Origin of the sequence: Anoxybacillus sp. ST4, from assembly GCF_019448545.1 — a bacterium.
In the GTDB taxonomy this organism is placed as follows: Bacteria; Bacillota; Bacilli; order Bacillales; family Anoxybacillaceae; genus Anoxybacillus; species Anoxybacillus pushchinoensis.
Genome location: NZ_JAHZOE010000001.1, coordinates 213,040 through 238,722 on the forward strand (window position 1 = coordinate 213,040; position 25,683 = coordinate 238,722).

The 25,683-nt window shown below is 39.4% G+C and carries 34 protein-coding genes, 1 pseudogene and 1 riboswitch; of the genes and pseudogenes, 5 read left to right on the forward strand and 30 right to left on the reverse strand.

Annotated features, from left to right (window positions below; genetic code table 11):
* Positions 1-96: 96 nt before the first annotated feature.
* Together K1I44_RS01230 and K1I44_RS01235 are read right to left on the reverse strand one after the other, a co-directional pair.
* Positions 97-2,658, reverse strand: a complete 2,562-nt coding sequence (locus K1I44_RS01230; RefSeq protein WP_219985018.1) for a vitamin B12-dependent ribonucleotide reductase — start codon at positions 2,656-2,658, stop codon at positions 97-99.
* Between the two features lie 160 nt (positions 2,659-2,818).
* Positions 2,819-3,655: a lipoate--protein ligase family protein gene (locus K1I44_RS01235; RefSeq protein ID WP_219985019.1), complete on the reverse strand. Its 837-nt coding sequence runs from the start codon at positions 3,653-3,655 to the stop codon at positions 2,819-2,821.
* A 127-nt stretch (positions 3,656-3,782) separates the two neighbouring features.
* Between K1I44_RS01235 and K1I44_RS01240 the strand changes: the two genes are divergently transcribed.
* A complete protein-coding gene (locus tag K1I44_RS01240; RefSeq protein ID WP_219985020.1) occupies positions 3,783-4,154 on the forward strand; it encodes a rhodanese-like domain-containing protein in 372 nt (123 codons plus the stop codon).
* Between the two features lie 26 nt (positions 4,155-4,180).
* On the opposite strand, the gene gcvPB is transcribed toward K1I44_RS01240, so the two are convergent.
* The 3 genes from gcvPB to gcvT are packed head-to-tail and all read right to left on the reverse strand — an operon-like array spanning position 4,181 to position 8,086.
* Positions 4,181-5,635 carry an aminomethyl-transferring glycine dehydrogenase subunit GcvPB gene (gene gcvPB / locus K1I44_RS01245; protein ID WP_003394077.1) on the reverse strand — a complete coding sequence of 485 codons (1,455 nt, stop codon included), beginning with the start codon at positions 5,633-5,635 and terminating at the stop codon, positions 4,181-4,183.
* Positions 5,628-6,974, reverse strand: coding sequence for an aminomethyl-transferring glycine dehydrogenase subunit GcvPA (gcvPA, locus tag K1I44_RS01250; protein WP_003394075.1), 1,347 nt, complete (start codon positions 6,972-6,974; stop codon positions 5,628-5,630). Before gcvPA ends, gcvPB begins: the two co-directional genes overlap by 8 nt.
* Before the next feature lie 17 nt (positions 6,975-6,991).
* Complete coding sequence (gene gcvT / locus K1I44_RS01255; RefSeq protein WP_003394073.1) at positions 6,992-8,086, reverse strand: glycine cleavage system aminomethyltransferase GcvT; 1,095 nt, start codon at positions 8,084-8,086, stop codon at positions 6,992-6,994.
* Between the two features lie 141 nt (positions 8,087-8,227).
* Positions 8,228-8,316, reverse strand: a riboswitch (glycine riboswitch).
* 187 nt (positions 8,317-8,503) lie between these two features.
* Between gcvT and K1I44_RS01260 the strand changes: the two genes are divergently transcribed.
* Both K1I44_RS01260 and K1I44_RS01265 read left to right on the forward strand, forming a co-directional pair.
* The gene (locus tag K1I44_RS01260; protein ID WP_219985021.1) at positions 8,504-10,156 is read left to right on the forward strand and encodes a DEAD/DEAH box helicase; all 1,653 of its coding nucleotides are present in this window, start codon (positions 8,504-8,506) and stop codon (positions 10,154-10,156) included.
* Positions 10,143-10,913 carry a YqhG family protein gene (locus tag K1I44_RS01265; protein WP_219985022.1) on the forward strand — a complete coding sequence of 257 codons (771 nt, stop codon included), beginning with the start codon at positions 10,143-10,145 and terminating at the stop codon, positions 10,911-10,913. Before K1I44_RS01260 ends, K1I44_RS01265 begins: the two co-directional genes overlap by 14 nt.
* 14 nt (positions 10,914-10,927) lie before the next feature.
* Here the strand turns inward: K1I44_RS01265 and K1I44_RS01270 are convergent, their stop codons facing one another.
* The 10 genes and pseudogenes from K1I44_RS01270 to K1I44_RS01315 all read right to left on the reverse strand — a co-directional run bounded on the left by K1I44_RS01270 (position 10,928) and on the right by K1I44_RS01315 (position 15,541).
* On the reverse strand, positions 10,928-11,116 hold the full coding sequence (locus K1I44_RS01270; RefSeq protein WP_003394067.1) for a YqzE family protein: 189 nt from the start codon (positions 11,114-11,116) through the stop codon (positions 10,928-10,930).
* Between the two features lie 26 nt (positions 11,117-11,142).
* The gene (locus K1I44_RS01275; RefSeq protein WP_219985023.1) at positions 11,143-11,649 is read right to left on the reverse strand and encodes a shikimate kinase; all 507 of its coding nucleotides are present in this window, start codon (positions 11,647-11,649) and stop codon (positions 11,143-11,145) included.
* Positions 11,650-11,662: 13 nt separating this feature from the next.
* Entirely contained in the window at positions 11,663-12,079 is a 417-nt protein-coding gene (gene comGG / locus K1I44_RS01280) for a competence type IV pilus minor pilin ComGG (protein WP_003394062.1), read from the reverse strand.
* Positions 12,051-12,473, reverse strand: coding sequence for a competence type IV pilus minor pilin ComGF (comGF, locus tag K1I44_RS01285; RefSeq protein ID WP_003394059.1), 423 nt, complete (start codon positions 12,471-12,473; stop codon positions 12,051-12,053). The genes comGG and comGF overlap by 29 nt, the downstream gene beginning before the upstream one ends.
* Positions 12,470-12,778: a competence type IV pilus minor pilin ComGE gene (comGE, locus tag K1I44_RS01290; protein WP_003394056.1), complete on the reverse strand. Its 309-nt coding sequence runs from the start codon at positions 12,776-12,778 to the stop codon at positions 12,470-12,472. Before comGE ends, comGF begins: the two co-directional genes overlap by 4 nt.
* A complete protein-coding gene (gene comGD, locus K1I44_RS01295) occupies positions 12,762-13,199 on the reverse strand; it encodes a competence type IV pilus minor pilin ComGD (protein WP_219985024.1) in 438 nt (145 codons plus the stop codon). Before comGD ends, comGE begins: the two co-directional genes overlap by 17 nt.
* A pseudogene (locus K1I44_RS01300) lies at positions 13,192-13,353 on the reverse strand (competence type IV pilus major pilin ComGC); the annotation flags it as partial. The gene comGD and the pseudogene K1I44_RS01300, both read right to left, overlap by 8 nt.
* A gap of 33 nt (positions 13,354-13,386) precedes the next feature.
* Positions 13,387-15,066, reverse strand: a complete 1,680-nt coding sequence (locus tag K1I44_RS01305) for a recombinase family protein (RefSeq protein ID WP_219985025.1) — start codon at positions 15,064-15,066, stop codon at positions 13,387-13,389.
* Between the two features lie 80 nt (positions 15,067-15,146).
* Positions 15,147-15,374: a hypothetical protein gene (locus K1I44_RS01310; RefSeq protein ID WP_219985026.1), complete on the reverse strand. Its 228-nt coding sequence runs from the start codon at positions 15,372-15,374 to the stop codon at positions 15,147-15,149.
* Positions 15,375-15,388: 14 nt separating this feature from the next.
* Positions 15,389-15,541, reverse strand: coding sequence for a hypothetical protein (locus K1I44_RS01315; protein ID WP_219985027.1), 153 nt, complete (start codon positions 15,539-15,541; stop codon positions 15,389-15,391).
* Positions 15,542-15,847: 306 nt separating this feature from the next.
* Here K1I44_RS01315 and K1I44_RS01320 point away from each other — a divergent pair, with 306 nt between their 5' ends.
* Positions 15,848-16,063, forward strand: coding sequence for a helix-turn-helix domain-containing protein (locus K1I44_RS01320; protein ID WP_219985028.1), 216 nt, complete (start codon positions 15,848-15,850; stop codon positions 16,061-16,063).
* Positions 16,064-16,275: 212 nt separating this feature from the next.
* Here the strand turns inward: K1I44_RS01320 and K1I44_RS01325 are convergent, their stop codons facing one another.
* The 3 genes from K1I44_RS01325 to K1I44_RS01335 are packed head-to-tail and all read right to left on the reverse strand — an operon-like array spanning position 16,276 to position 18,482.
* The gene (locus K1I44_RS01325; protein WP_370627947.1) at positions 16,276-16,923 is read right to left on the reverse strand and encodes a replication-relaxation family protein; all 648 of its coding nucleotides are present in this window, start codon (positions 16,921-16,923) and stop codon (positions 16,276-16,278) included.
* Positions 16,904-18,094 carry an FtsK/SpoIIIE domain-containing protein gene (locus K1I44_RS01330; RefSeq protein WP_219985030.1) on the reverse strand — a complete coding sequence of 397 codons (1,191 nt, stop codon included), beginning with the start codon at positions 18,092-18,094 and terminating at the stop codon, positions 16,904-16,906. Before K1I44_RS01330 ends, K1I44_RS01325 begins: the two co-directional genes overlap by 20 nt.
* 52 nt (positions 18,095-18,146) lie before the next feature.
* Positions 18,147-18,482, reverse strand: a complete 336-nt coding sequence (locus tag K1I44_RS01335) for a hypothetical protein (RefSeq protein WP_219985031.1) — start codon at positions 18,480-18,482, stop codon at positions 18,147-18,149.
* Between the two features lie 320 nt (positions 18,483-18,802).
* Between K1I44_RS01335 and K1I44_RS01340 the strand changes: the two genes are divergently transcribed.
* Complete coding sequence (locus K1I44_RS01340; protein WP_255573147.1) at positions 18,803-19,048, forward strand: XRE family transcriptional regulator; 246 nt, start codon at positions 18,803-18,805, stop codon at positions 19,046-19,048.
* Between the two features lie 140 nt (positions 19,049-19,188).
* On the opposite strand, the gene K1I44_RS01345 is transcribed toward K1I44_RS01340, so the two are convergent.
* The 12 genes from K1I44_RS01345 to K1I44_RS01400 all read right to left on the reverse strand — a co-directional run bounded on the left by K1I44_RS01345 (position 19,189) and on the right by K1I44_RS01400 (position 25,620).
* Positions 19,189-19,395, reverse strand: a complete 207-nt coding sequence (locus tag K1I44_RS01345) for a hypothetical protein (protein WP_219985032.1) — start codon at positions 19,393-19,395, stop codon at positions 19,189-19,191.
* Between the two features lie 39 nt (positions 19,396-19,434).
* On the reverse strand, positions 19,435-21,330 hold the full coding sequence (locus K1I44_RS01350) for a tape measure protein (protein WP_219985033.1): 1,896 nt from the start codon (positions 21,328-21,330) through the stop codon (positions 19,435-19,437).
* The gene (locus K1I44_RS01355) at positions 21,330-21,560 is read right to left on the reverse strand and encodes a hypothetical protein (RefSeq protein ID WP_219985034.1); all 231 of its coding nucleotides are present in this window, start codon (positions 21,558-21,560) and stop codon (positions 21,330-21,332) included. Before K1I44_RS01355 ends, K1I44_RS01350 begins: the two co-directional genes overlap by 1 nt.
* 56 nt (positions 21,561-21,616) lie before the next feature.
* On the reverse strand, positions 21,617-21,937 hold the full coding sequence (locus tag K1I44_RS01360) for a hypothetical protein (protein WP_219985035.1): 321 nt from the start codon (positions 21,935-21,937) through the stop codon (positions 21,617-21,619).
* Between the two features lie 66 nt (positions 21,938-22,003).
* Entirely contained in the window at positions 22,004-22,543 is a 540-nt protein-coding gene (locus tag K1I44_RS01365; protein WP_219985036.1) for a hypothetical protein, read from the reverse strand.
* A 1-nt stretch (position 22,544) separates the two neighbouring features.
* Complete coding sequence (locus K1I44_RS01370) at positions 22,545-22,946, reverse strand: hypothetical protein (RefSeq protein WP_219985037.1); 402 nt, start codon at positions 22,944-22,946, stop codon at positions 22,545-22,547.
* Positions 22,943-23,266, reverse strand: coding sequence for an HK97-gp10 family putative phage morphogenesis protein (locus tag K1I44_RS01375; protein ID WP_219985038.1), 324 nt, complete (start codon positions 23,264-23,266; stop codon positions 22,943-22,945). Before K1I44_RS01375 ends, K1I44_RS01370 begins: the two co-directional genes overlap by 4 nt.
* Before the next feature lie 6 nt (positions 23,267-23,272).
* Entirely contained in the window at positions 23,273-23,587 is a 315-nt protein-coding gene (locus K1I44_RS01380; RefSeq protein ID WP_219985039.1) for a hypothetical protein, read from the reverse strand.
* Complete coding sequence (locus K1I44_RS01385; protein ID WP_219985040.1) at positions 23,584-23,883, reverse strand: head-tail connector protein; 300 nt, start codon at positions 23,881-23,883, stop codon at positions 23,584-23,586. The genes K1I44_RS01380 and K1I44_RS01385 overlap by 4 nt, the downstream gene beginning before the upstream one ends.
* A gap of 5 nt (positions 23,884-23,888) precedes the next feature.
* The gene (locus K1I44_RS01390) at positions 23,889-24,053 is read right to left on the reverse strand and encodes a hypothetical protein (RefSeq protein WP_219985041.1); all 165 of its coding nucleotides are present in this window, start codon (positions 24,051-24,053) and stop codon (positions 23,889-23,891) included.
* A 64-nt stretch (positions 24,054-24,117) separates the two neighbouring features.
* Positions 24,118-24,924, reverse strand: a complete 807-nt coding sequence (locus tag K1I44_RS01395; RefSeq protein ID WP_219985042.1) for a phage major capsid protein — start codon at positions 24,922-24,924, stop codon at positions 24,118-24,120.
* Positions 24,925-25,002: 78 nt separating this feature from the next.
* Positions 25,003-25,620, reverse strand: coding sequence for a DUF4355 domain-containing protein (locus K1I44_RS01400; protein WP_219985043.1), 618 nt, complete (start codon positions 25,618-25,620; stop codon positions 25,003-25,005).
* Positions 25,621-25,683 lie beyond the last annotated feature (63 nt).

The following is a 25,683-nucleotide window of genomic DNA, read 5'->3' on the forward strand; positions in this document are numbered from 1 at the left end:
ATGTTAGTATGGTTGATTGTTATGAGGTGATGAAATGCAATTTTTGTTATCCGGCATAAGAGAAAAAGGAACGGATTTTTCCGTCCCTTTTTTACATTACAAGCCGCATTTTAATTGAGCGCCGCAACTTGTGCATGTGTTGCAACCACCAATTTCTTCAACTGTTCCTTCGCGGCACACCGGACAAATGTTGCCAACTTCCGATCCAATCGTCACGTCCGTTGCGCGCAAATCTGGAATCGTTTCAACAAGCGCCACCGCTCGTTTTTTCGGCTCTTCTGGAATTAATTCAAGCTGCTCCTCGACCACATTTTCTTCTGCTTTTAATGTCAATACTTGCGCGTCACGGCTACCATCGACATAAACTGTGCCGCCCTTTGCACCGCCTCGCCATAACCGCTCATACACCTTTTGTACTTGCTCAACCGTATAGCCTCGCGGGGCATTCACTGTTTTCGAGAGGCTAGAATCAACCCAGCGTTGGATGATGCATTGCACGTCTGCATGAGCTTCTGGCGATAAATCCATCGCTGTCACAAACCAATGCGGCAAGTTATTTGGATCTGCTTCTGGATGTTTGTCCAAATATTCTTGGACGATATCCGCTTTTACCTCAATAAACTTACCAAGACGACCACTTCGATAATAAGAAAACGAAAAATATGGTTCTAGCCCTGTGGACACGCCAACCATCGTCCCTGTGGACCCGGTCGGAGCGACCGTTAATAAATGCGAGTTACGAATACCGTATTTTAAAATATCTTGGCGAATATCTTCCGGCATGTTTTTCATATAACCGGTGTGAATAAACGCTTCGCGCAACTTCATCGTTTCTTCTTCTGTTTCGCCAACTAAAAACGGAAAACTTCCTTTCTCTTTGGCAAGTTCAATCGACGCCCGATATGCCGTTGTTGCAATCGTTTTAAACAGCTCATCAACTAACTGATTACCTTCTTTGGAGCCATACTCTTTTTCACAATAAATAAGTAAGTCAGCTAGTCCCATGACGCCAAGACCGATGCGACGCTCCCCAAGCGCTTGCTTTTTATTTTCTTCAAGGAAATACGGGGTTGCGTCAATAACGTTATCTTGCATACGGACGCCAACTTCAACCGTACGCTTTAATTTTTCATAATCAACGACCTTCTTTTCTTTATCGACCATATTTGCCAAATTAATCGCGGCTAAATTGCACACAGAATAAGGTGCGAGGGGCTGCTCACCACACGGATTTGTTGCGACTACTTTTTGCCCGTACGCTCTTGCATTCGTCATGTCGTTGGCGTTGTCGATAAAGAAAATACCTGGTTCGGCAGAATACGTTGCGCAAATGTTAATGAGTTTCCATAGCTCGCGCGCACGAATTTTCCGGTAAACACGAACGCGATAGCCCATTTTCTCCCATTCGCGCACATCGCCGACTTCATGCCATTTTTCGTTGTAGATGCGCATTTCTTCTTCCGAATACGTCTCAACATCTGGAAAGCGCAATTCATACTCTTCATCTTTCTCTACCGCTTCCATAAACTCTTTCGTTAAACAAACAGAAATGTTCGCTCCTGTTAAAAAGTCTGGATTGTGGACGCTATACGTGCCACCTGTGCGCAACTTTTCTTCCGCATCTTTAATGATTTTTTCCGTGAAACCGCCGTAACCCGGGATGTTTTTATAATTAACAATCCCTTGATACATTGCGCGTTCTTGTTCAGTAAGTGGCGTAAATTTTAATTTTTCTTTCGCTGCTTTTTGAATGCCTTCGTCTTCCGTATTTTCAAGTAAATAGCGTAAAATGCGCGGATTTTGCATTTTGGAAATGATGAATTCAATAATGTCCGGATGCCAATCGGCTAACATAATCATTTGTGCGCCCCTGCGACTACCACCTTGTTCGACAAGATGGGTTAATTTTGCGATGTCGTCAAGCCATGATACGGACCCGGACGATTTTCCGTTCACTCCGCGCGCGAGTGTGTTACGTGGACGAAGGGTAGAACCGTTCGTTCCTACACCACCGCCCCGGCTCATGATTTCCATCACCTGTTTGCGATGCTCAGAAATGCCTTCGCGCGAATCTTTCACAAATGGCATAACATAACAGTTAAAGTACGTCACTTCTGTTCCAGAACCTGCACCGTACAATACGCGACCAGCTGGAACAAAATGAAGGTTGACGAGCTGTTCATAAAATTTTTCAAACCACTCTTGCCGCTTTTCTTCTGTTTGTTCCACCGCAGCGAGCCCGGTTGCGTTCCGCTTCGCAATTTGTTCATAATAAATTTCTAACGGCTTTTCAATGACATCGAGGGAGCGAACAACGATCCCTGTTTTCGCCTCTTCTCCTTCCAACACATGGCGATACTCTTCCTCAACAAGTACATGCGCCTTTTTCTTTTCCCAGTCAAGCTCGACAATAAATCCAAGACCACGCGCCGGAAACTTCGGATCTTCCTTTACCGTCAAAACGACAAAATCACCGACGCTTAACGTCAACTTTTCCGTATCCTTGAACGAATAACGATCGAGCATAACTAAACGTGACACACCTTTATATGTAATGTGCATCTCAGGAGTAATCGGGTGCACTTGCGGAAACAGGCGAATGTCTTCGTTCAACTTGTCCACATTCACCATCATTTTTTCAGAAAACGCAACCGTCATGTTTACCTCTCCTCTACCAACATAATCTTACTACATTAAACTACCATATATCGACAACAAGAATCAATAAAAAAATCAATATGTAGTATGATTTTTTACAAAACACATACTACATATTGATAATTAAGTCAAGTGTTTTTTTGTTTGTCAAGAGGAAAATTTACCGTTTAAAATTCCATTCATCCGTTTCATATTTATTCCTTGCCAATTGCTGAACGTAAGAAAGCTCATCATCGGTTAATTCGTACCGCTCAAGCTGAATGTTCAAACCTTTTTCAAAACCTTTAAAAAATGCTTCTTTCGCCTCATCGATTGTCACGTTGCGCCCCGTTAACTCGTTGATGGCGACCGCCTTATGTTTAAAATTTTGTCGCACTCTCTCTTTAACCCGCTCATTCGGATATTTAAACAAACGAAACAGCATCTCCTCGTCTAAATCCAATAAAATGGAGCCATGCTGTAAAATGACGCCTTTTTGTCGCGTTTGTGCGCTCCCTGCCACTTTTCTTCCTTCGACGACGAGCTCATACCAAGAAGGCGCATCGAAGCAAACGGCCGAACGTGGGTTTTTCAAATCCGCTTTTTCTTCTTCTGTCTTCGGTACAGCAAAATACGCATCAAGGCCCAAAAAGCGAAAACCTTCTAAAATGCCTTGCGAAATGACGCGATACGCCTCCGTCACCGTTTGCGGCATGGCTGGATGCGCCTCTGACACAATCACACTATACGTCAACTCTCGATCGTGAAGCACGCCCCGTCCACCTGTTGGCCGTCTGACAAAGCCAAGTCCATACGTCTTTACTGCTTCCATATCGATTTCTTTTTCAACTTTTTGAAAATATCCAATTGAAAGCGTCGGTGGATTCCAACCGTAAAAACGGATCGTCGGTGGAATTTTCCCTTCACTATGCCATTCCAATAGCGCCTCATCAAGCGCCATGTTAAACGCCGGGGAACAATTGCCTGAGTCAATGAATCGCCATACTTCTTTTTCCATCTACCCCACCCTTTCCTCTATCATTTTATAGTGTACCAAACGTCATAAGTCAATGGAAAATGCTTTGCTTCTTGTCCAAAACATTTATATAATAGACGTGGCAACGATGAAAAAAAGGAGGGGCATCATGACAACGGTTCTTATTATTCTCGGAGCAATTATTGTGTACGCGGTCATTACATACTTTTACCAAAAGAAAATTGTTACGACGCTTACGGAAGAAGAATTTCGGGCCGGCTACCGAAAAGCACAACTCATCGACGTGCGTGAACCAGATGAATATGCTGCTGGTCATATTTTAGGGGCGCGCAATATTCCGTTTTCACAGCTTCGTTTCCGCATGAAGGAATTGCGTAAAGATCAACCGATTTATTTATATTGCCAAAGCGGACTCCGCAGTGGCCGCGCTGCCCAAATGCTATACCGAAAAGGATATCGTGACTTATACCACTTAAAAGGTGGCTTCAAAATGTGGACAGGAAAAGTGAAGAAAAAATAAGGTGCCAAGCAAAAATGCTTGGCACCTCATTTTTGATAGCGTAAAATGGGCTTGCGAGCAGCAGTTGTTTCATCTAGACGTTTCACAACCGTTGTATGAGGCGCTTCTTGAACGATTTCCGGCGTTTCCTCCGCTTCTTTTGCGATTTGAATCATCGCATCAATGAAGGCATCGAGCGTTTCTTTAGACTCGGTTTCTGTCGGCTCGATCATCATGCACTCTTCGACGATCAACGGGAAGTAAATCGTCGGCGGATGATATCCGAAATCAAGCAAACGCTTGGCGATATCAAGCGTGCGCACTCCTAATTTCTTTTGTCGCTTGCCTGACAAGACAAATTCATGTTTGCAATGACGGTTGTATGGCAAATCGTAATATTCCGCTAAGCGGCGCATCATGTAGTTTGCGTTTAATACCGCATATTCTGTTACAGCCTTTAAGCCGTCTGGGCCCATCGAGCGAATGTACGTATAGGCGCGAACGTTAATGCCAAAGTTTCCATAAAACGGCTTCACACGTCCGATCGCTTGCGGTCTGTCATAGTCGAAATAGTAGCCGTTTTCTCCTTTTTCGACTGTTGGCTTTGGTAAAAATGGAATGAGCTCAGCCTTCACACCAACTGGACCTGAACCGGGACCGCCACCACCATGCGGACCGGTAAATGTTTTATGAAGGTTTAAATGCACGACATCAAAACCCATGTCCCCCGGTCTTGCTTTACTTAACACGGCGTTTAAATTCGCACCGTCATAGTACAACTTTCCACCTGCAGCATGCACGATTTCTGCCATTTCTAAAATGTTTTCTTCAAATAATCCGAGCGTGTTTGGGTTTGTAAGCATGAGTGCTGCTGTATCCGGGCCGACAACGCGACGTAAATCGTCTAAATCAACGAGCCCTTCTTCTGTCGATTTGACCGTGACCGTTTCAAATCCCGCCACCGTTGCTGAAGCAGGGTTTGTTCCATGGGCTGTATCAGGGACGATGACTTTCGTTCGGTTGTAATCACCGTTTGCTTCATGATAAGCACGAATCATCATAAGCCCTGTCCATTCGCCGTGCGCGCCAGCTGCTGGTTGCAACGTCACCGCATCCATACCGGTAATTTCTTTCAAATGTTCCTGTAAGTCGTACATTAATTCAAGTGCCCCTTGTACCGTTTCTTCCGGCTGAAGCGGATGAATGTGGGCAAATCCAGCAAAACGGGCAACATTTTCGTTTATTTTCGGGTTATATTTCATCGTACAAGACCCAAGCGGATAGAAGCCAGAATCGACTCCATGATTGCGTTTGGATAACGCTGTATAATGGCGCATAATGTCAAGCTCTGATACTTCTGGGAGGTCTGCTGCTTCTTGGCGAATGTAATCGTTTGGAATCACTTGTGCGACGTCGATCGCCGGTACATCTAGCTCGGGCAAGCTGTACCCTATGCGTCCCGGCTTGCTTAACTCAAAAATAAGCGGTTGGTCTTTATGCATGATAATCCCCCAATTCTTTTACAAGCGTGTCAATTTCTTCTTTCGTCCGCAATTCCGTTACCGCAATTAACATACAATGTTGCAGTTCCGCATAATCACGACCAAGGTCATAGCCTCCGATGATTCCTTTCTCCAATAGCTTTTTATTTACTTCTGCTACCGGTTTGTTTAGACGGACGACAAACTCATTGAAAAACGGCCCTGAAAACACGACATGAAAACCAGCGTTTACGAATGCTTCTTTCGCATAGTGCGCTTTTTGAATGTTCATCGTCGCCATTTCTTTGACGCCACGTTTGCCGAGGGCGGTCATGGCTACCGATGCAGCAAGCGCATTTAACGCTTGGTTAGAGCAAATATTTGATGTTGCTTTATCGCGGCGAATGTGTTGTTCGCGCGCTTGTAACGTCAACACAAAACCACGGCGGCCTTCTTCATCTGTCGTTTGTCCGACGAGACGTCCTGGAATTTTGCGCATGAGCGCCGATTTTACTGCAAAATAACCGCAATGCGGACCGCCAAATTGCGTTGGAATGCCAAAGACTTGTGCATCGCCAACAACGATGTCTGCCCCGAACTGACCAGGTGGTGTCAATATTCCTAGAGCAAGCGGATTGCTTGCGACAACAAACATTCCTTTATGTGCATGAGCGATTGGCTCAATATCCTTTAACGGTTCAATTTGTCCAAAAAAGTTCGGATATTGTACGATGACACATGCCACATCTTCATCCATCGCTTCTTGTAGCACTCTAATATTTGTCACACCGTTTTCATACGGAATTTCTACCACTTCTAGCCCCGGACCTTTGGCGTATGTTTTCACAACCTCGCGATATTCTGGATGCACTGCGCTAGATAACAACACTTTTTTCTTTTTCGTATGCGCGGCGCTTAATAGCGCAGCTTCAGCTAGCGCCGTTCCGCCATCATACATCGATGAATTCGCGACATCCATACCCGTCAGCTCACAAATCATCGTTTGAAATTCAAAAATAGCTTGTAGCTCACCTTGCGAAATTTCCGGTTGATACGGTGTATACGCAGTATAAAATTCTGAACGTGAAATAACGTGATCAACGATCGTTGGAATATAGTGATCGTACACCCCTGCACCTAAAAATGAAGGATGCGTCTTAATATCGACGTTTTTCGCAGCAAGCGCCATGAGTTCTTTCATTAACTCCGGCTCTGATTTGGCTCGCTTAATGTTATACTCCCCTTGAAAACGGACGCTTTCAGGGATATCTGCAAACAGTTCATCAATGGACTGTACCCCGATCGTTTGTAGCATTTGTTGTTTATCTTCTTCCGTCATTGGCAAATAACGATGAAGCATGACTCTCTCTCCTCACATTATTTTGTGCGCTTATAAAACGGTGTCGCCACCACTTTCGCTTTTAATCGTTTTCCGCGAATATCGACTTCCACTTCTGTATGAAGCGCGGTATATGTTGTTGAAAGCAGTGCTAAACCGATATTTTTTTTCAACGTTGGCGATTGCGTTCCTGTCGTCACGACCCCAACTTGTTCTCCGTTTACATATACCGCATATCCGTGACGCGGAATGCCTTTGTCAATCATTTCAATACCGACGAGCTTGCGTGCCGTTCCTTCTTCCTTTTGTTTCTTCAATACTTCTTTTCCGAAAAAGTCGACGTCTTTATTCGTTTTGACCGCAAATCCAAGCCCAGCTTCAATCGGCGTAATGTCACTTGCCAACTCTTGTCCATAAAGCGGTAAGCATGCTTCAAAGCGAAGCGTATCACGCGCACCAAGTCCGCACGGAATTACACCTTCTTCTCTTCCTGCCTCTAAAATGGTACGCCAAACGGTTTGCGCATCTTCTGCCCGACAATATATCTCAAATCCATCTTCCCCTGTATATCCTGTCCGCGATACGAGCGCTTCAACCCCAGCAACACGTATACCATCAGCAAAAGAGAAAAATTTCATTGCAGACAAATCAGTAGCTGTTAATGTTTGTAATACTTTCTCAGCAAGCGGTCCTTGAAGCGCTAATTGTGCGATATCGTCGGAAACGTTGACGACTTCCACATCACCAAATACATGCTCCTGAAGCCATGCAAAATCTTTTTCAATATTTGCAGCATTCACTACAAGGAGATAATGATCGTCCGCCTTTTTATAAATCAACAAATCATCAACCGTTCCGCCATCTTCATAACACATGAGCGTATATTGGGCGCGACCGTCCGTTAATTTGGCAACATCATTTGTCATCATTTTTTGTAAAAAAGGAAGACTATCCTTCCCCTTCACTTCAAATTCGCCCATATGTGACACGTCAAATAATCCTGCTCTCGTTCTTACTGCCTCATGTTCTTCTTTAATGCTTGAAAACTGCACCGGCAATTCCCAACCACCGAAATCAATCGTTTTTGCGCCATGCTCTACATACAAAGGAAATAACGGCGTTCTTTTTAACATATGCTCCCTCCTTGTTCATAAAAAAAGACAGACGACCCCCATATTGTCATATGGTAGTCTCTGTCCTTTCACCTGAAAGTTTCCCTATATGCATAGGTGTCCTCGTGGGTGGTTCACATGCGTGAACGCTCTCCAGAGCCGCGTCAAACAAGAGTTCTTTTGCCTGAGAGATTCGTGTTTCCACTTGCTCCTTCGGCGCTACATCCCGTAGTCTCTCCCCTTGTTGTCATCCGCCTGTATACAATTGTCTTCCTTGTGCCAAACTACACGTAAACGTATAAATAAAATAATTTTACAAACTTTCTTACGTTTTTTATTATCTTATAACTTCTCGTTTGTCGCAACATCTTTTTATAAATAAAATACGTAAATTAAACGAAATTCAAACAAAAAATGTTCGGAAAATGAGGGATAATTATGAACGTTACAATACATTGGGAGAGAAGTTGGAAGGATGAATTTATTACGCGCATGGAACGCGATGGTCCGTGGGCAAACTGGGAATTGTACGAACTGGCACGCGAAGCTGCCGAGGCTTTAGCTATTCCTCAGTTTGATGGGCTACAAGCTCCAAAACATTTGCCGCATATGACAATTTTACCTCATCAATATGAAGTGGCGCGCCAAGTTGTCGAAGAAATGAACGGGAAAGCCATTTTAGCTGATGAAGTCGGACTCGGAAAAACAATTGAAGCCGGATTAATTTTAAAAGAATATATGATTCGCGGTCTTGTAAAAAAAGCGCTTATTCTCGTTCCTGCTTCACTCGTTTCACAGTGGGTGCAAGAATTAAACGAAAAATTTTTTATTCCTGCCGTTGCCCAAAAGAAAAGTTACGTATGGGAGCAATGCGACGTCGTCGTTTCATCGATTGATACAGCGAAAAAAAGCCCCCATCGAGAAATCATTTACGAACAAGCTTATGATATTGTCATTATTGATGAAGCGCATAAATTAAAAAACAATAAAACGAAAAACTATGAATTCGTTCAAGGATTGAAAAAGAAATTTTGCTTATTGTTAACGGCAACACCGATTCAAAACCGTGTTGAAGAAATTTTCCACCTCGTTTCTCTCCTGAAACCAGGACATTTAGGAAATGCTGAACAATTTCAAAAAAGATACGGAAAATTGCGTACGCTACATGATGATGCTCATTTGAAAGAGCTTATTCGCAAAGTGATGATTCGTCATCGTCGTCATGATACGGGAATTGAATGGACAAAACGGCATGTTGAAACAGTTTTTATCGATTTTTCCGAAGCGGAGCGAAACGTATATGAGGCCATTCAACAATTAAAACGCGCACAACCTCTTTTTTCAGATGCATCGTTATCACACATCACTTTGCTGCGTGAAATATGCAGCAGTAAAGAAGCGCTTTTTTGTACGTTAAAAGGAATGCTTGAACGACAACCTGACATAGAAGCAACGATCGGTACATTACTACAAAAGATGAACGGTATCGCGGAACATACAAAAGCAAAAAAAGCGCTTGAACTCATTCAAAAAATAAATGATAAAGTCATTGTGTTTACGGAATATCGAGCAACACAATTGTATTTACAATGGTTTTTCAAACAACACGGCATTTCTTCCGTACCGTTTCGCGGTGGGTTTAAACGAAGTAAAAAAGATTGGATGAAAGAGCTATTCCAACATCGCGCACAAGTGCTTATCGCCACAGAAGCTGGTGGGGAGGGGATTAACTTACAGTTTTGTAATCATGTCATTAACTACGATTTGCCGTGGAATCCCATGCGTCTTGAACAACGAATCGGACGCGTTCATCGTCTCGGTCAAACAAAAGATGTGAACATTTACAATTTCGTCGTGCGCCATACGGTCGAAGAACATGTATTTATGCTGCTATATGAAAAAATTCGTTTGTTTGAACGGGTCGTTGGCGAACTAGACGATATTTTAATGAAACTAACATCTCCATCGTTCTCAAATCATGTCGAGCGGATCATTGCCCAGTCGAAAAGCGAAGGGGAACTTAAAATAAAAATGCAAAATGTCGTGGAAATTTTAACAAATATGGAGGATAGCGCCCATGCAGCAACATGATATTCAATCATTTCTCGAACGTTTTTTCGCGGCTACCCATTGTCCCGTTTTAGAGCGCAGCGATGGGCATATACGCGTTCAATTGACTGTCGACATGGACAAACAATTAATGAATCGCCCGTTTTATTGGCATTACGTCGAACGAATTGGCGCGAGTGGCGAACCGTTGCAACTATCGCTCATCACAAAACAATCTACGCATGAGAAAGGGGAGTACATTCATTTCGGCTCCCCACGCCTTCATCAAATTTTTTCTGTCGCTAAAATGAATGGTCGTTTCGTTCGCCTTTACGAACGAGTAAGCGGACGATCCGTTGCGCTTCATCCTTGGCTTCACGTGAACGTACTCATCTCATATGAATGCGATCGGAAACAAGATCGTTTATTGTCGTTAGCTATTCATCTTATTAGCGGAACGATCGTTGAGGCGTTTTATGATGTGTTAAAAGAAAAAAAATGGGCCGCCACTGTACCTGATTATTGCTTTACGATTTCTCCGCTCATTAAACCGATTCATGGCCTTGCGCGACTTGAGGCGTACATCGAGCGCATCATTACATCAGAAACGCATGAGTGGGCAAACGAAGCGCGGGCGCGCTGGGAAGAAGATTTAGCGCTATTGCAACACTTTTACGAAGGTGTAGAGGAAAAAAGAGAAGAATATGAAAGCGAGAAAGAAGCGTTGCGCCAAAGATATGAGCCGAACATTCACATTTCTATCATTAACGGTGGCCTATTTTATTTGGAAGCGAAATAAGGCTAAACATAGCCTTATTTCCGCTTAAATAAAAGCATAACTGCATATGGAATGACACCGAACCAACGATATAAGAACGGCTGCTTTTGTTGTTTTTTTAACTGTTTTTTTTCCTGTCTTTTTCTTTTCCGTTCTTCCTTCGGTTGATCTAAATACCGTACAACTTGTTCCGTCATAAATTTGACGTAGTCGTTTCCGGCCATCGCTCATCACCTCAACGCTAGTATCGTCAAAAATGAGGCGTTTTAAGCATGAACACAATGCTTTGTACAATATCATCTACCGTGCGATTTGTTGTATCAATCGTCATATGCGCTTCCTTATACCAAGGGAGTCTTTGTTCAAATAACTTTTTTATTTGTTCCTGCTTATTTTTCATGATCAATGGCCGCGTAGCATCATCAGCTAGACGACGAAACAGTTCATGTAATTCACAATGCAAGTAAATGACAATACCATGGGCGCGCATAAACTGACGATTTTCTTCCTGAATGACAATTCCACCGCCTGTCGTAACAATCACATGTTCTGTTGGCAACTGTCTTAATATTTCCCGTTCATACGCCCGAAATGTTCCTTCCCCTTCTTCCGAAAAAATTTGGGCAATCGTCTTGCCAGTTTGCTGTTCGATGTACGTATCTGTATCAATGACCGGGACACCTAATACTTCCCCTAATCGTCTTCCAACCGTCGTCTTCCCTGCTCCCATGAATCCTGTTAAATAAATCGCTCTCATCTTCTCTCCCTCACTAATACAATTCTTTCCATTCAGTTATGTCGTTTGTGGATGCATCAAATTGACATTGGACGTCATAACGAAATTGCGCATTCGTCACACATGATATAGTGACAAGCCAAACAACTTCACTACCTCTTTTTGCTGTATATGTCGCTTGACCGTACGAAAATGATACCGTTTTGCTTAATGATGACACGTTTTCCGGTGCATTTGCAAGCGTTTGTTTCATATGAGAAAGCGTCTGTTTCATCAAATAATCTGCTTCATACCACTTTTTTTCTTCTTCGAAAAACTGTATTTCTGTATTGTACAATGCGACAGAATGAAGAAAAAGAGCGCTGATCAATAATGCGCACATAATAGTAAATGGAAAAATAACACCTCGTTCATTTTCGACGTTAGCGAAAAAACGGAATAAACGCCTCATACGAATCCCCCTTATCTGTTAGCACGTGAATACGAATCCCCCCCTGCTCTTTTTCGTAACGTACATGCTGAATAAATTGAAGCATAATTTCATGACCTGTGGCGTTTACGCGGCGACGAATGAGAGTTCCATACTTTTCATACGTCACGCGTTCTCCTGTCCATTTATCGAATTGAATGGCCGTCCCGTATATACGAACGTCTCTCGATTCCCTTACTTCCATTTTCGCTTGCTGAATAAAAACAAGCCATTCAAAGTAGTGAAACTTTCCGTGTTTTATCGTATGATTCGATGCTAAATGAAATAATGTGACCAATAAAGATAAAATAATAAAAAAAGCTGCTAGCGACATCAATACTTCAATTAACGTGAAACCTTTTTCTCTTTTCTTCATTGCAACAACGGCTCACATCTTTCTTTTGTTCGTTTCAACCTATCTTCCCAACGGATGCACCGTTCATTCGATCGCGTAAACAGCGAAAATGTATGGTTTTCCCGGACAATAGCTGTTTCATTGTCAACTTGTCCATTCATCATTGCCTCATATAAAATTTGATTCGCAATTGTTTCTATCTTTTTATTTTCTCGCTCTACCATAATAATTGTCCAATTAGCGACGATGATCGCGATCAAACCGCCCCACAGACTAAGTGAAACGAGCAGCTCAAAAAACGTAAAACCGTTACAATTTTTGTGCATACAATCGTCCTTTCCCTAATTGAAAAACGATTTTATACCTTTTATTTCCGTATGCAACAAGCAATGTTCCTGCTTTATTGATATGACCATTCGGATAATACATTAGCGGCGGAGATAATGTAGCGAGTTGAAATTGAAAAGGGGATGGGAAGGAGCGAACGAGCAATTCCTTCCCAAATGTCCCTCCTTCTTTCACTTGATAGCGGCATGTGTCGAAGTGAAATATGATCGTGACCGTCTTTTTCCGACTCATCGCATATTGTTGTGCATATAGCATGTCGTTGCTAAACTGTTCTAAAAAATATTGTAACTGTCGCTCGGCCACTGTTTGTTGAAGTGGTGGAACGGTAAAAGCCATGATCGTTGTCACAATAAAAAGAACGATTAACATTTCGATTAACGTAAACCCTCGTTCATTCACTTTGTAAAACGTTCCCTTCACTCGTAATAACGATCGCTTTTCCATTTGGACAACGGTCGCTTTCGATATATTTTCCATCTACTAGCTGTTGCACTGTCGGAATTGAACCGTGTTCCATTTCGTATGCTTTCACTTGGGACTGAACCATCTTTATAATTGTCTTGAATAGCAACCTTTTTTTTAAAAATCACTTAATTTTAATTTTCCAGCTGTGTAACATTATTTCGGTTTCAACATCCTCAACTTCATCTTCAAGAACATATGCAAGCATAGTTGGAAGGTTGAAGAAAAATTCTAACTCTCTTCCTTCATCCGTTTCTTCATATACCTTAATTTTTGAAATCAAACTGAGCAACTCTTCAAAAGTATATGTTTCTTTTTTATACATTTCTTGAATTTTCTCGTAACTACGTTGGATGCGTAATTCTTCTTGTTCAATATGATATATATCATATCGCGCTTTTTCTTGTTCTAACTCTTGTCGTTTTTGTTCTAGTTGCTCAATTTTTCTTTGAGTTGCAGCTATAACAAGTTCGTTTGTTTCATTGCGGTTGATAAATGAATCAAGCAGTACATTTATCTGATTATTAACATCGTTGATTTGATTTTGAATACGTTGCCGTTCTTTTTCAATATTTTCTCGTTTTCTACGCTGAATTTTCATGAGCATTTCATATAGTTGCTCTTCCTTATCTCTTTTTGCTATCATATCGCGCATAATTTTTTCTTTAGAGAATTTCATTATTTCGCGCTCAAGTGTATTATGCGAAATCCCTTTCATATCGCATATACCTCGTATTCTCCGATTTCGGCAAAAATAATTACATTCCACGATTTTTGTATTTAGCTTTTTCCTTTCTTTTGTTGATGTTACCCTTGTAAAATACGCCCCACATTTCGCACATATTAGTTTTTTGTGAAATATATTTTTTACGATTTTCGAACCTTTTTTAGTACCGTCCGGCAGCTCTCGAACACGTTGTTCAAGAATTTCTTGCGCTTTTTCAAATGTTTCTTTGTCGATGATTGGTGGTATTGCATTATCGAAAATAATCCATTCCGATGGATTTCGTTCGATTTTTCTTCCTAAATACGTCACATCTGGTTTTGTATATCGATTAAGAATCACTTGTCCTATATATTTTTCGTTGATCAATAATCTTTTGACTGCTGTACCATCCCATTTTTTCCCTCTTCTTGTCTTAATCCCTCTTTGATTTAATTCGTGTGCAATTGTTCTTGTACCAACGTTTTGCTCTGTATACATTTTGAATATTTCTTTCACTATTTCTGCTTCTTCCTCATTGACTACATATTTGCCTTTATCTGCATCATACTCATATCCGAAAAGTGGCACAGGCATGACATATTTTCCTTTTTTTGCTTTTTGTAATTTTCCAAAACGCACTTTTTTTGATCGGTCGATAGATTCTTGTTGTGAAAAAAGTAGAAAAAGACCCAATCTAAATTCCCAGTCATCCATTTTTGTATCTAAATTCGCATTTTCAAAAAATATATGAACATTATTTTTCTTGAGCGTTCGAGCAATTTCTATTGCATTAATATTTCTTGCAAACCGAGAAACATCTTTTGTAATAATCATTCTAAATTTCGGTTTTCTTTCAGATATTTCAAATTCAATCTGTCCGTTTTTTTTTACGTGCACATCGAGACCCGCCTCATAAAGCATTTGTAAAAATTGTTCACGCTTTATGTTGACTCCCGAAAACCCTTCATCAGCGTAGATTTTGTAAATTTCATATCCTCGTTCATTACAATAATTCCTGTAATATTCTTCCTGATTTTTCAAAGAAGATAATTGCTCTTCATGATCCGTACTTACTCTTGTATAGATTGCTACTTTCATATCGTTTCACCCTTATTTAAAACTTTTTCTACAAATAATTGTACTATTTATACTAGAAACTGTAAATAACAAAACCACACTTAAACAAGTGTGGCTTTATCGTAAATGTCATCAAATTCTACATGAAAATCATCTACATCTACATCGATTTCTGCTCCGTGTATCGTTTTGAACTTGATATTGTCAAGATTCAAACCCAACGTACATATAGTTGTCATCGCCATCGTTGCCGCATCCACCATATTTTCAGCCTCAATTTTTTTGGACACGTTCAAAGTGATCGTGTATTGCGCCACATATTCTTTCATATGATTCCTCTCCCCTACTTAAATAATTTTCTCAATAATTTACCTGTCATTTTCCCAGCTATTCTGCGACCGATACGCTTTTCAATTGTTCCTTTTTGAATTGCATTTACATCACCAAGAAATTTAGCCAGCGAATATAAAAACTTCCGAAACTGATTAATCGTCACCCCATCCCCTCTCCTATGCCATTTGTCATATGGATTCAACAAAATATCCTATTTTTCCTTCTTTTTCTGCTTTTGTAAGAAAAAAATTCCTGCCAACAAGTACATTTTTTGCTGATATGTCATATGTAACCATTCGCTTGCTTTAATGATCATGATCCCACCACCTTTTACATAAAATATGAATTACAATGTATATTTTTAATACTTCGGTGTTAATTTAATAATAAATATTGGAATATACATTGTCAATGCTTAAATTGAAATTTTGTACATTACAATTTATATTAGAGTTAAGGAGGATTGAAAATGATTAAAGTACACCTTTCACGGATCATGGGAGAAAAGAAACTGAAAATTGCTGATGTGGCTAGAATGACAGGATTGCATCGGAATGGTATTACGAAACTATACAATGAGGAAACAGACGGTATCAAATTTGATACGTTGGAGAAATTATGTAGGGCTTTAGAATGTGATATAGAAGATTTATTAGAGATTATTGACGATGAGGAAACAAAATAAATATACATCATTTCCTTTCGTTTTATTTGCGTCTGATGGGTATTCATTCATCAGACGCTTTTCTATTGAATAGAAACGATGAATATTGAGCCAACCACTCAAAAACGCTTATTTTTCAATACTTTTTAACACTTTTGTTATATATTCAAAAACCATTGATAAATAAGAGTTTTTGAAAGATGGAAAATTTAAAAAAAAGGGAGTGACAAATATCATTCCCTCATTCTCACTCCATTCACTTGTATTTGCTTCTGAATCATTTTCATGAACGCATCTATGCTTTCTACTTGTGCCACTCGAAACGGATATTCGGAGGTATCGAGTTTTTTGTTGACTTTACCCACGATCAAGACATGCGGAAAAATCGGCTTCATATCATTTACGAATTGCGTATATCTCCATTCTCCCGATTCGTACCATGCAAGATATTTCTGTAACTTTTGTTCAAGCTGTTTTGTTGTATATAATGAGTTTTGGGCTTCAATAAACCATCGACTCCCTTTCCAACGAGCGAACGCATCGGGAATAAAATCGTCAACAATCGGCTCTATATCGTATTGCTTAACCGTATCATATTTCATCATGTCAATATATATTTGAGCGATGAGAAGATAATGGTCTACTTTTTGTGAATTTTTCTTTATCTCTGGAGGATTCGGAAAGTAAACGTATTGTTGAAATACTCGGTCTGTTCGGGCTGTGATATATCCATCTCGTCTAAGTCGTTTAAGGACGAAATTGGCGTTTGTATGTGGTTTTTTTGTGTGATTGAAAAACATTTGTGCTATCTGATCGCGTGTAAGACATTTAAAACGCTCTAATGCTGCAAGTATCTGTTTGTCACGATCTCTCATCATCATCCACTCCAAACCATTCAATGTTTTCTTGAACAGGCTGTAAAAACGTTGGAATATTTTTCATTTGTGATGGTCGTTTTGGCTCGTCTTTGATCTCCTTAACCTCTTTTTCAACTACATACGACTCAAGTATCTTTTTCGCTTTCTCAATATCAAGATATGGAGCTTGGATTTCTTCCTGTTTTACAATTCGCAAAATAAATTGTCCTGCTTGTTCAATCTTTTCTGCCCCAATTGTGTTAATTATTTTTGCGTTTGTTGCATCAGCAACTTTAAAACCCATGCGAACCGTTAAGTTTGCCCTTATCGTTGTATCGAGAACATCCGCTGTCGGTCTTTGCATTGAAAGAATAGTAAAGACACCTAATGTACGACCAATTGCCACAATTTCAATGAGAATATCCATGATTTTTGAATCATTTCGTAACATCACAAATTCGTCAATGCAAACGATGATATATGGCTTCTTGTGACTGTCTGGCAAGTCATCAATGTGCGCTACACCGAATTCATCCGTTAAATTGCTTCGTTCATCTAATTCTTGTTTGATATATTGAAGCATTTTCCGAATGTCTCTTGGACTACTCAAAACACATTTGACATGCTCAATCTGCTTGAAAATATGAAATTCGGATTTTTTACAGTCGGCTAAATACAATTCTAATTCATCTGGCTTCTTGTATTGAATAAGCGTTGTTAAAATCGACCGGAGCTGTGTAGATTTCCCCGAACCTGTTTCGCCAGCGATGAGCAAATGAGGATGTTTTGTCATGTCAAATGCACGCCATTGACCATTTTTATCTTTGCCTGCAATTATCGGAAGTTTCATTTTTGCTATCACGTCATAGAACGCTTGATAATCGTACAATACTTCATGATCCAACGAATCATGATACACCGTAAGCGTAAATTTTTTCACATCACCATCTATTTCAATTTGTTTGCCGAATATTTGCTGAAATACATATTCCTTCTTCTTCACATCTTTCGGATTCATACCGTTTTGAAGCGTGAAAGTATAGATGGTTTTATTGATTTTGAATTGCACCGAATGAATTTTCGGATAGATATATATTGCTTTTTCTCCTGTTTTATATGTCTGATACAATTCAGCAGCGCGAAAACACTTGATCAACGTTGACTTTGCGTACTGTTTCTTGAGCCATTCAAACATATTCTCACCGTCCTAAACCGTTCTAAACCGTTTTGAGCCGTTCTAAACCGTTTCAAAACGTTTTGCAAATTTTGTAAAAAATATAGATGTATATGCCGACTGGCACTAGAAAATTGATCGTGGACGCTATCGATTCTGCAAGTATTGTATTTCCGTTTCTAATGAGCATTTTCTCAAGAAGCGTGACCCCGATAAAAAATGCACCAGCACCACAGACGAGTAATACGAGTGTATCAGCTGGACTTGTTCCTGTCGGGATAAACGTTTTCAATGTAATATCGACACCCGGAATGAACGCAAAATTCTTTCTAGGAAACGTTTCTATTCTGTGCTCCCCTGCCATGAACTCACGAATAGAGTACGTTTCCGTTTTCGTTTTCTTAAACATTTCCTCCACCTTCTCTCTTAATGATTCGCAAAAACCCTTTGAATTCAACGATTCAGACACAAAAACTTTAGTATAGGATACTTTAGTAGCGACTAGAGTAAATGCTTGATATGAAATGAAAAATAAAATGATGAACTGACTAAAGTAGCGACTAAAATAATGAAACGATGCGGACAAATTAGTGTGACTAAAGTAGTTGCTTTAGTTTTAACTTATGAATAATCAGTAATTAAATTGCATGTACATATCAAAATTTTTTACTAATAACTTGTATTATTTTTGGAAGCAGGAAACAACAAAGACGGATAGAATAATATGAAATGGTGATGATGATGAAAAAATATAAATTAAAAAGCCGAATTGGAGAAGCAATAGAAAAAAGTGGATTAAGGAATGATTATATACGGAAGCATGTAGATGTACAACAAAAACAGCTTTGGAATTGGAAGAATGGAGTAAGTTTTCCGACTTTAGAAAAAGCATTTATTTTAGCAAAAATTCTAAGATGCAAAGTGGATGATCTTGCGGAGTTAATTGAAGTTGAAGAAGATGACGAGGAAAAGTAAACAAAACGTGTGTATTTTGTACGCTTTAGCAAAAAATTAGCCGATTTACAATTGATTTTTCAGACTGTGAATACAATCCCTATATATTTATATCCCTACTCTCAAATCGGCTAATTTTCTTTATACTGTGCAACATTTTTTTAATTTTGATCCACCTTCGCTAATCGGAAAGCTGAACGTTTACGAGCAATTGGCACTTTGTACTGAATGCCGACTAATTTATCGAATTTAAAGTATTCAGCCATGATGTCAAAATCTTTGTAATAACGTTTAATTCGTCTCATGATGTCTTTATTTTCTGTGTAGAGACAATAATGTTTATTATCGAGCTTCCAAACTTCTGTCATTTTAACACCTCCAAAAATTAAAAAAAAAGACCTCGAACTTCAAATGAAGTGAGGTCTACCACCTTTATGTATCATTCTACCTAATTTTAAATTAGTTATAATGTTTTCACTTACGATTTTCGCTGCTCTTTGCGCTGTTCGCTCATCTATTGCACCAGCAATTGAAAAATTAAATGTATTATGAATTTGCATGTTTTGATGATTATTTGTAACACTTTCATTCTTCATATTCTCTTTCATTCTATCCCATACCGCATCAGCGAATGGAGACATGTATGTAGGATTCTGAAGTGGAAGAATTGCCTCACGTCCGTTTTCCGCTAAACCTACAATCGAAGGTTTATCGAAAATTCCTCCCGTTTGATACCAAGAAATATCGAAGGTTGGAACTTTTACCTTTAAATCCCCTACACCAAATGATTTCCAATTCACATCAATATGTGGGAGCTTCGGTTTCGGAATCGAAATTGTGAGCTTTGAAAATGCGTCTTTGATGGTTGAAATGATTCCTAATACTGTATTTTTTGCCGATTCGATAGGAGAGGTTATTGCAGTTTTGATACTGTTCCAAATACGCTTTGCCGTTGATAAAATATTATCAAATGTATTAGACAAGTTAGTTTTCATGGAATTTACAGATGAAGAAATATCTGATACTGTTGTAGAGACCGTAGACTTGATACCGTTCCATATGCTGGAAAAAATATTCTTCACTACCTCAAGAGTCGATTTCACCGTATTCTGAGTACCATTCAGTGCTGTTTTTATTATACCTAATATGGTATCAAACAATCCTTTACTTAGAAGTTTTATTCCCTCCCATGCACCTTTCCAGTCACCCGAAATTAAAGAAAGGATAGTCTTAATACTTCCACGCAAGATTTCGAGCAATCCTTTAATCGTCTGTGATATTGCTTCCCAAGCCACTTTTGAAATAATTGTAATTTCATCACCGTATTTCTTCCAAATATCTTTCCCGAATTTAACAAAATCATTGATAATTTCCTTGAGAATCCCAAGATTTTGCGAAATAAAATTTGCGACTTCTGGTGGAAGGATTTCTTGAATGACACCTTTCCATCCTGCGTTTTTGAAAGCATCTGAAATACGATCAACAAAGTCGATGATAGTTGGAAGGAATGACTTCATTCGTTCAAATAGATCAGTCGTGATCATAGCTGAAAACGATTTAAGATTGTCTTTGAGTGTTGACATCAAACCGTTGAACGTTTGACTTTGTTTCTCCATCGCTCCACCGAAGCGATTTCCCATGCCTTCGACAAGCGCAGGAATGACTTGATCAGCCATTAGTTTACCTTGTTCGGACATTTTCATGAGTTCAGGGATTGGTTTGCCCATAGTTTCGGAAAGAATCTGCCAAGCAGGAATCCCGCGCTCCGCCAATTGATTCATCTCTTCTGCTGACGCTTTTCCTTTAGCACTCATTTGAAAGAGTGCCATTGACACTCCTTCTAATTCTTCCTGCCCTCCACCGACTGCTGATACCGCATCACCAACTGCAACAAGGGTTTCCTTGAGTTTTTCTCCTTCAAATCCAGCCATATTTAAAAGTTTTGCACTTCGATCAAGTCCTTTGAATTCGAACGGAGTTTCTGCGCCTAGTTTAACGAGATCATTTATTGTTTTCTTTGCTTCTTCTGCACTTCCAAGAAGGGTAGTCCAAGCGATTTCCGACTGCTCCATCATCGCATTGAATTCAATACCTGTTTTCCCTGCCGCCAATCCTACTGCACTTATTGCCGCACTAAGACCAGCAATCGCACTAGTCGCAAGTGTTCCAAGTCTACTCCCCCAACGACTTGCACCCGATTCAAAACCTTTAAGATCACGTTCGGCTGCATTCATTTTCGATGTGAATTTTGAATCATCTAGTATTATTTCGGCTCTATACGCTCCGAGATTCACTGTCCTCATTAACTTTCACCTCCTTCTTTGTAACCCGATACTTGACGTAACTTTGCAAAGTCTGGGATAGTTTGTTTGATGCGCTCACATTTTTCGAGATACTCTCGTCCTTCTGGCGTACTCATAAGATCGAACATTTGATAATGCTTGAGATAAGACAAAAAAATCGCATACGGCAGATTCATGATCTCCGTATGCGACATTCGAGTTTTCATATTGAGATATGCTATTTTCTCCATGAATTCAATTCCTTCGCTTCCCCTCGCCTTCCCTTCATCAGTCGGAAGGGAGGGCATTAGGAGTTTGGGTTGGTGTTAATCTCCATCATTTTTTGTTGATATGCTTCAATTACTTTTTTCATTTGAATTACTGAAAACTTTTGTATTACTTCATCAATAGACACTTTTCGTTCACCTTGAGAAAGTAACGTGGCTACCATTTCAGCTAATAAATAAATTTGTTCTTTATTATCTTTTGTCTTTTTGACTTTATTTTCGATATCCATTACTTGTAAAACTAACTGAGTAGATGGTGTAGATGGTACTGTAAATTCTTCTTCACCAATTTTGAATGTGATAGGTTCATTCACGAGTAAATCTAAATCAATGATTTTCATATACTTTCATCCTCCTAATTTTTTGTCATACATAAAGATAAAAAAGGAAAGGAACTCCCTTCCGAATTAAATTTCTTCGATGATCTCAACTAAGTTGCCGTCTGCTTTATCGAGACATGCTAACGCTTTAAACTCCGCATCAATTACTGTTTCTTTTTCTGGATCAAAAGTAATTTCAAATCCTGATTGAGCTTGTGCACGGAAAATGTTTACTGTCAATTTTTTACCATCTGACTTCGTATGTACAAAACGAAGGTAGTTAACAGGTACATTTTTAAGTCCACCAAGACCAATGCGTCTTGTACCAGCCGTTGTATCTTCGGAATAACTTGCAGCACTCAATTTTGCTAAATTTTCAAGATTCCACGTGAGTAAACCCGACTTGAAAGTTACTTCTTCCTCAGTTAGAAAACTCATGATTGTTCCTCTATTGGCACTTTTCACGTCATGAAACGTAGGTTTATACGTCAATGTGGCTCCGCCCGAAATAGCTCCGGCGTTTACAAGTGCAGCTTGAATTTCTGTTTCTGTAGCGTTTGGATCTACTTGACCTAGATAAAGATCGCCCGAACCTAGTAAAATAGTATCTTCTTTTACAGTCGCCATATTAAATCATCTCCTTTACTTTTACATGGAAAATCAGTAATTGTTCATATACGTTTAAATCGTCAACAAACAAAACACCACCACCAACATGCTTTGCATGATAAATGGTTGTATTATTCACGCTAAATGGCTTATCTGCCGCACGAAAATGTAATAAATCAATCAATCTTTTAGCGATTTTCTCCATCTCAACTACATTTTTTGAGACAATGCGAATATCGCATCTGTATGTATCGACTTCTCCTGCTTCATATGTAAAAGTTTCGAATACAATATAAGGGTAATCTTCACGATTATTGGGAATCATTGCAGAAATGCGCTTATTTTTTGGTGTATAGCCAACAAGTGAAACTAATTGTTCATCAGACACAAGAAGGTAATGAATGATTTGTGAAATCGTCATTGAACATTCATTCCCTTCTCGATAATTTCTTTGATTTTATCCTTGTTTTCCTCAATTGCAGGGCGCAAATATGGCTGCGGTTTGATATTCTTACTCGCCACGCCAAATTCGACATACGGAGCGTATTCAACATTTGTGCCGATATACGCTTTTGATTGTGTTTCACTGTTTTCTGTTTCATGCGAAATAGATCTTCGCAAATGTCCTGTTTTGACAGGAGCGCGAAGTTTTGCTTCGGCTTCAACAAAAATAGCAATTTCTTTAATTGTTTTCTCACGTCTTTCGCGCATTTTCTGGATTTCTTCTTGAAAACGACTCATGAATCATCACCCACCTTTTTTCATGAGCACTTCGAAATGTTTGTCGTATTTCATGATACCTGTAATCGTATAGTTTTCGTTTTGATATTCGATTTTTTCGCCCATTTTCAATCGTTCATCGGGCTTCATAAATAGTCGATATTGTACGTCTGCAATAATTCCGTATGTGTTTTCAGCAAGTTTAGAACTATACGGCTCAATTTCACATTCAATAGAAGCTTTTTTGTACGTCTTTTCATATATCGGCTCATTGAAAATGTTATATCCGACTAACACTTCTCCATCTTCTTCAAGAAAATACACTTTTTTTGTTAGTCTCATACAAACTTCACCTTTCGATATTGGTTCAATTGAGCGATGATATCATCGGGCAACGAATCACGATACGTTTCCGAAAGCGAACCTTTCGATTCTGCTTTCACGTTTTCTACACCCTTCATTCTGTAGCGATAAACGGCGATATCTTCAATTACCTCATCGAGTTCGATAGGTATTTCTTCGATGTTGCAATAGTTTTTAACGAACGATGTTGCACGAGTTAGATATAAATTGATCAAAGTATCTTGAGAAGTATCAGAAATACCCAACAATGTTTTTACATTTTCTAAAGAAGCCATCTAATTCACCCCTTTTTAGTCGGGGATTTTTTAGGAGTTGGTTTTGGTTGCTCTTTTTGTTCTTTTTCTTCTTTGACTTCTTCATAACCATCATCATTTTGTAATCGTTTAATATGATCTTCGTCTACAATTTCCCATACTAGACCAGTTTTCTTATTACGAAATAACAAAACTCATCACCTCATTTCAAAAAAAAATGAGCAGGGAAAGCCCTGCCCGTTGAAAAATTAAATATTAAGCAATAGTCGCTGTAAGCACTGCCATCGCTTCTGGACGGAGTACAGTAGCTCCATACACAAACAAACCCCGTACGGCATCCGCAAAGTCTGATTCAAGGCGAATAGCTTCGATATTTTCGATTTGTTTTTCGTATCCAACGGCTGACTGATGAACGGCAAGAATTTTGTATTTGCCGCTTACATTTGCAATGTTTTCAGATACAACAACTTGCATACCGTTAATTTTTTGATTCTCAACAACGCCATTTTCAAGTACAGTCGGATTCGCTGTGAATCGTGCGTCCTTGCTCAACAAGCCTAACACTTGAGCATTTACGATGACGAAACGATTTGCCATCGGCACTTTCGCTTGCGAAAGTTTTGTACCCAAGTCAACAATGTAGTCATATACATTCGTTTTGTCGAGTGCAATAGGAGTCGTATCATTGCCAATTGCATGCTGTGCTTCTGTATACAATGACAACACATAAGAATCAATAACTTCTTGAACACTTGCGCTTGCATCTGCTGTATACGCGTCAAGAACGTCACCTGCTGCTTGAACCTTATCAACATCATTCAATTTGATCGCAAAATATTTTTTCTGATTTAAAACGAGATCAATTGGTGTAGTATTCACGTCATCGAAAGTAACCGAACCTGCGTAATCTTTTACCTGTACCGCACCAATGCGATTGAATTTCACCGTATTTCCTCGTACCTCAGTAGGTTTTGTACTAATCACATCTGCTACAGAACGAGAATGGAAGTTTGAAAGAAGGCGCGCCTCCCAAATTTGAGGAATAAAAGAAACTACTGACATTTAAACATCTCTCCTTTATAATTTTTTAATTTTTTTAGATATGTAAAAAAGTCACCGGATACGGTGACTTAATAAACGTTATAAATTTTTCAATTGATCTCTAATTAAATCCCAATTTTTCTGAATCTCTTCTGTACTCATACTTTGAATTTGTTCACGGGTAAATGTTTGAGTTCTTACATTTGAATCTTTCGGTTGAACACCTGTCACTCTTAATTTTTCATCAACAAGTGTTTGCAAATGAGAAGTCCACACTTCTTCAAATGTAGAAAGGTTTTGAAGTGTAGTTTCTTCATCTTGACCGATTAAGAAATCAATTAACTGAATCGGAAGTTTCTTTTCAGTAGCAAGCGTGAGTGCTTTATTTTTGAGCGATTCACGCAACTTTTCTTGTTCCATTTGTTGAATTTTTGCTTCCAATTCTTTTAATTTCACATCTTTCGGGTCTGCTTCTGGGAAACGTTTAGAAATTTCTTCCTCAATGAGTTTCGGAAGTGTTTTTTGTTTCCACGTTTCCAAACCTTTTGAGAAATGCTTATCCTTTTCAGAATCGAAGAATTTCTTCAACTCATCATTTTCAACAAGCATTTTTTGCACCTCTTCAACACTTACTGAACGTAAGTCCTGAAGATATGCTTTTACTTCTTCATTGTCTTTGTTTTGCTCAAAAAATTCCTTAACATCTTCTAAATTCATATGTATTTACCTCCTGTTGCCCTTCTAACACTGTATAGTCCTAGAAGTGCAGTATTTTGATTT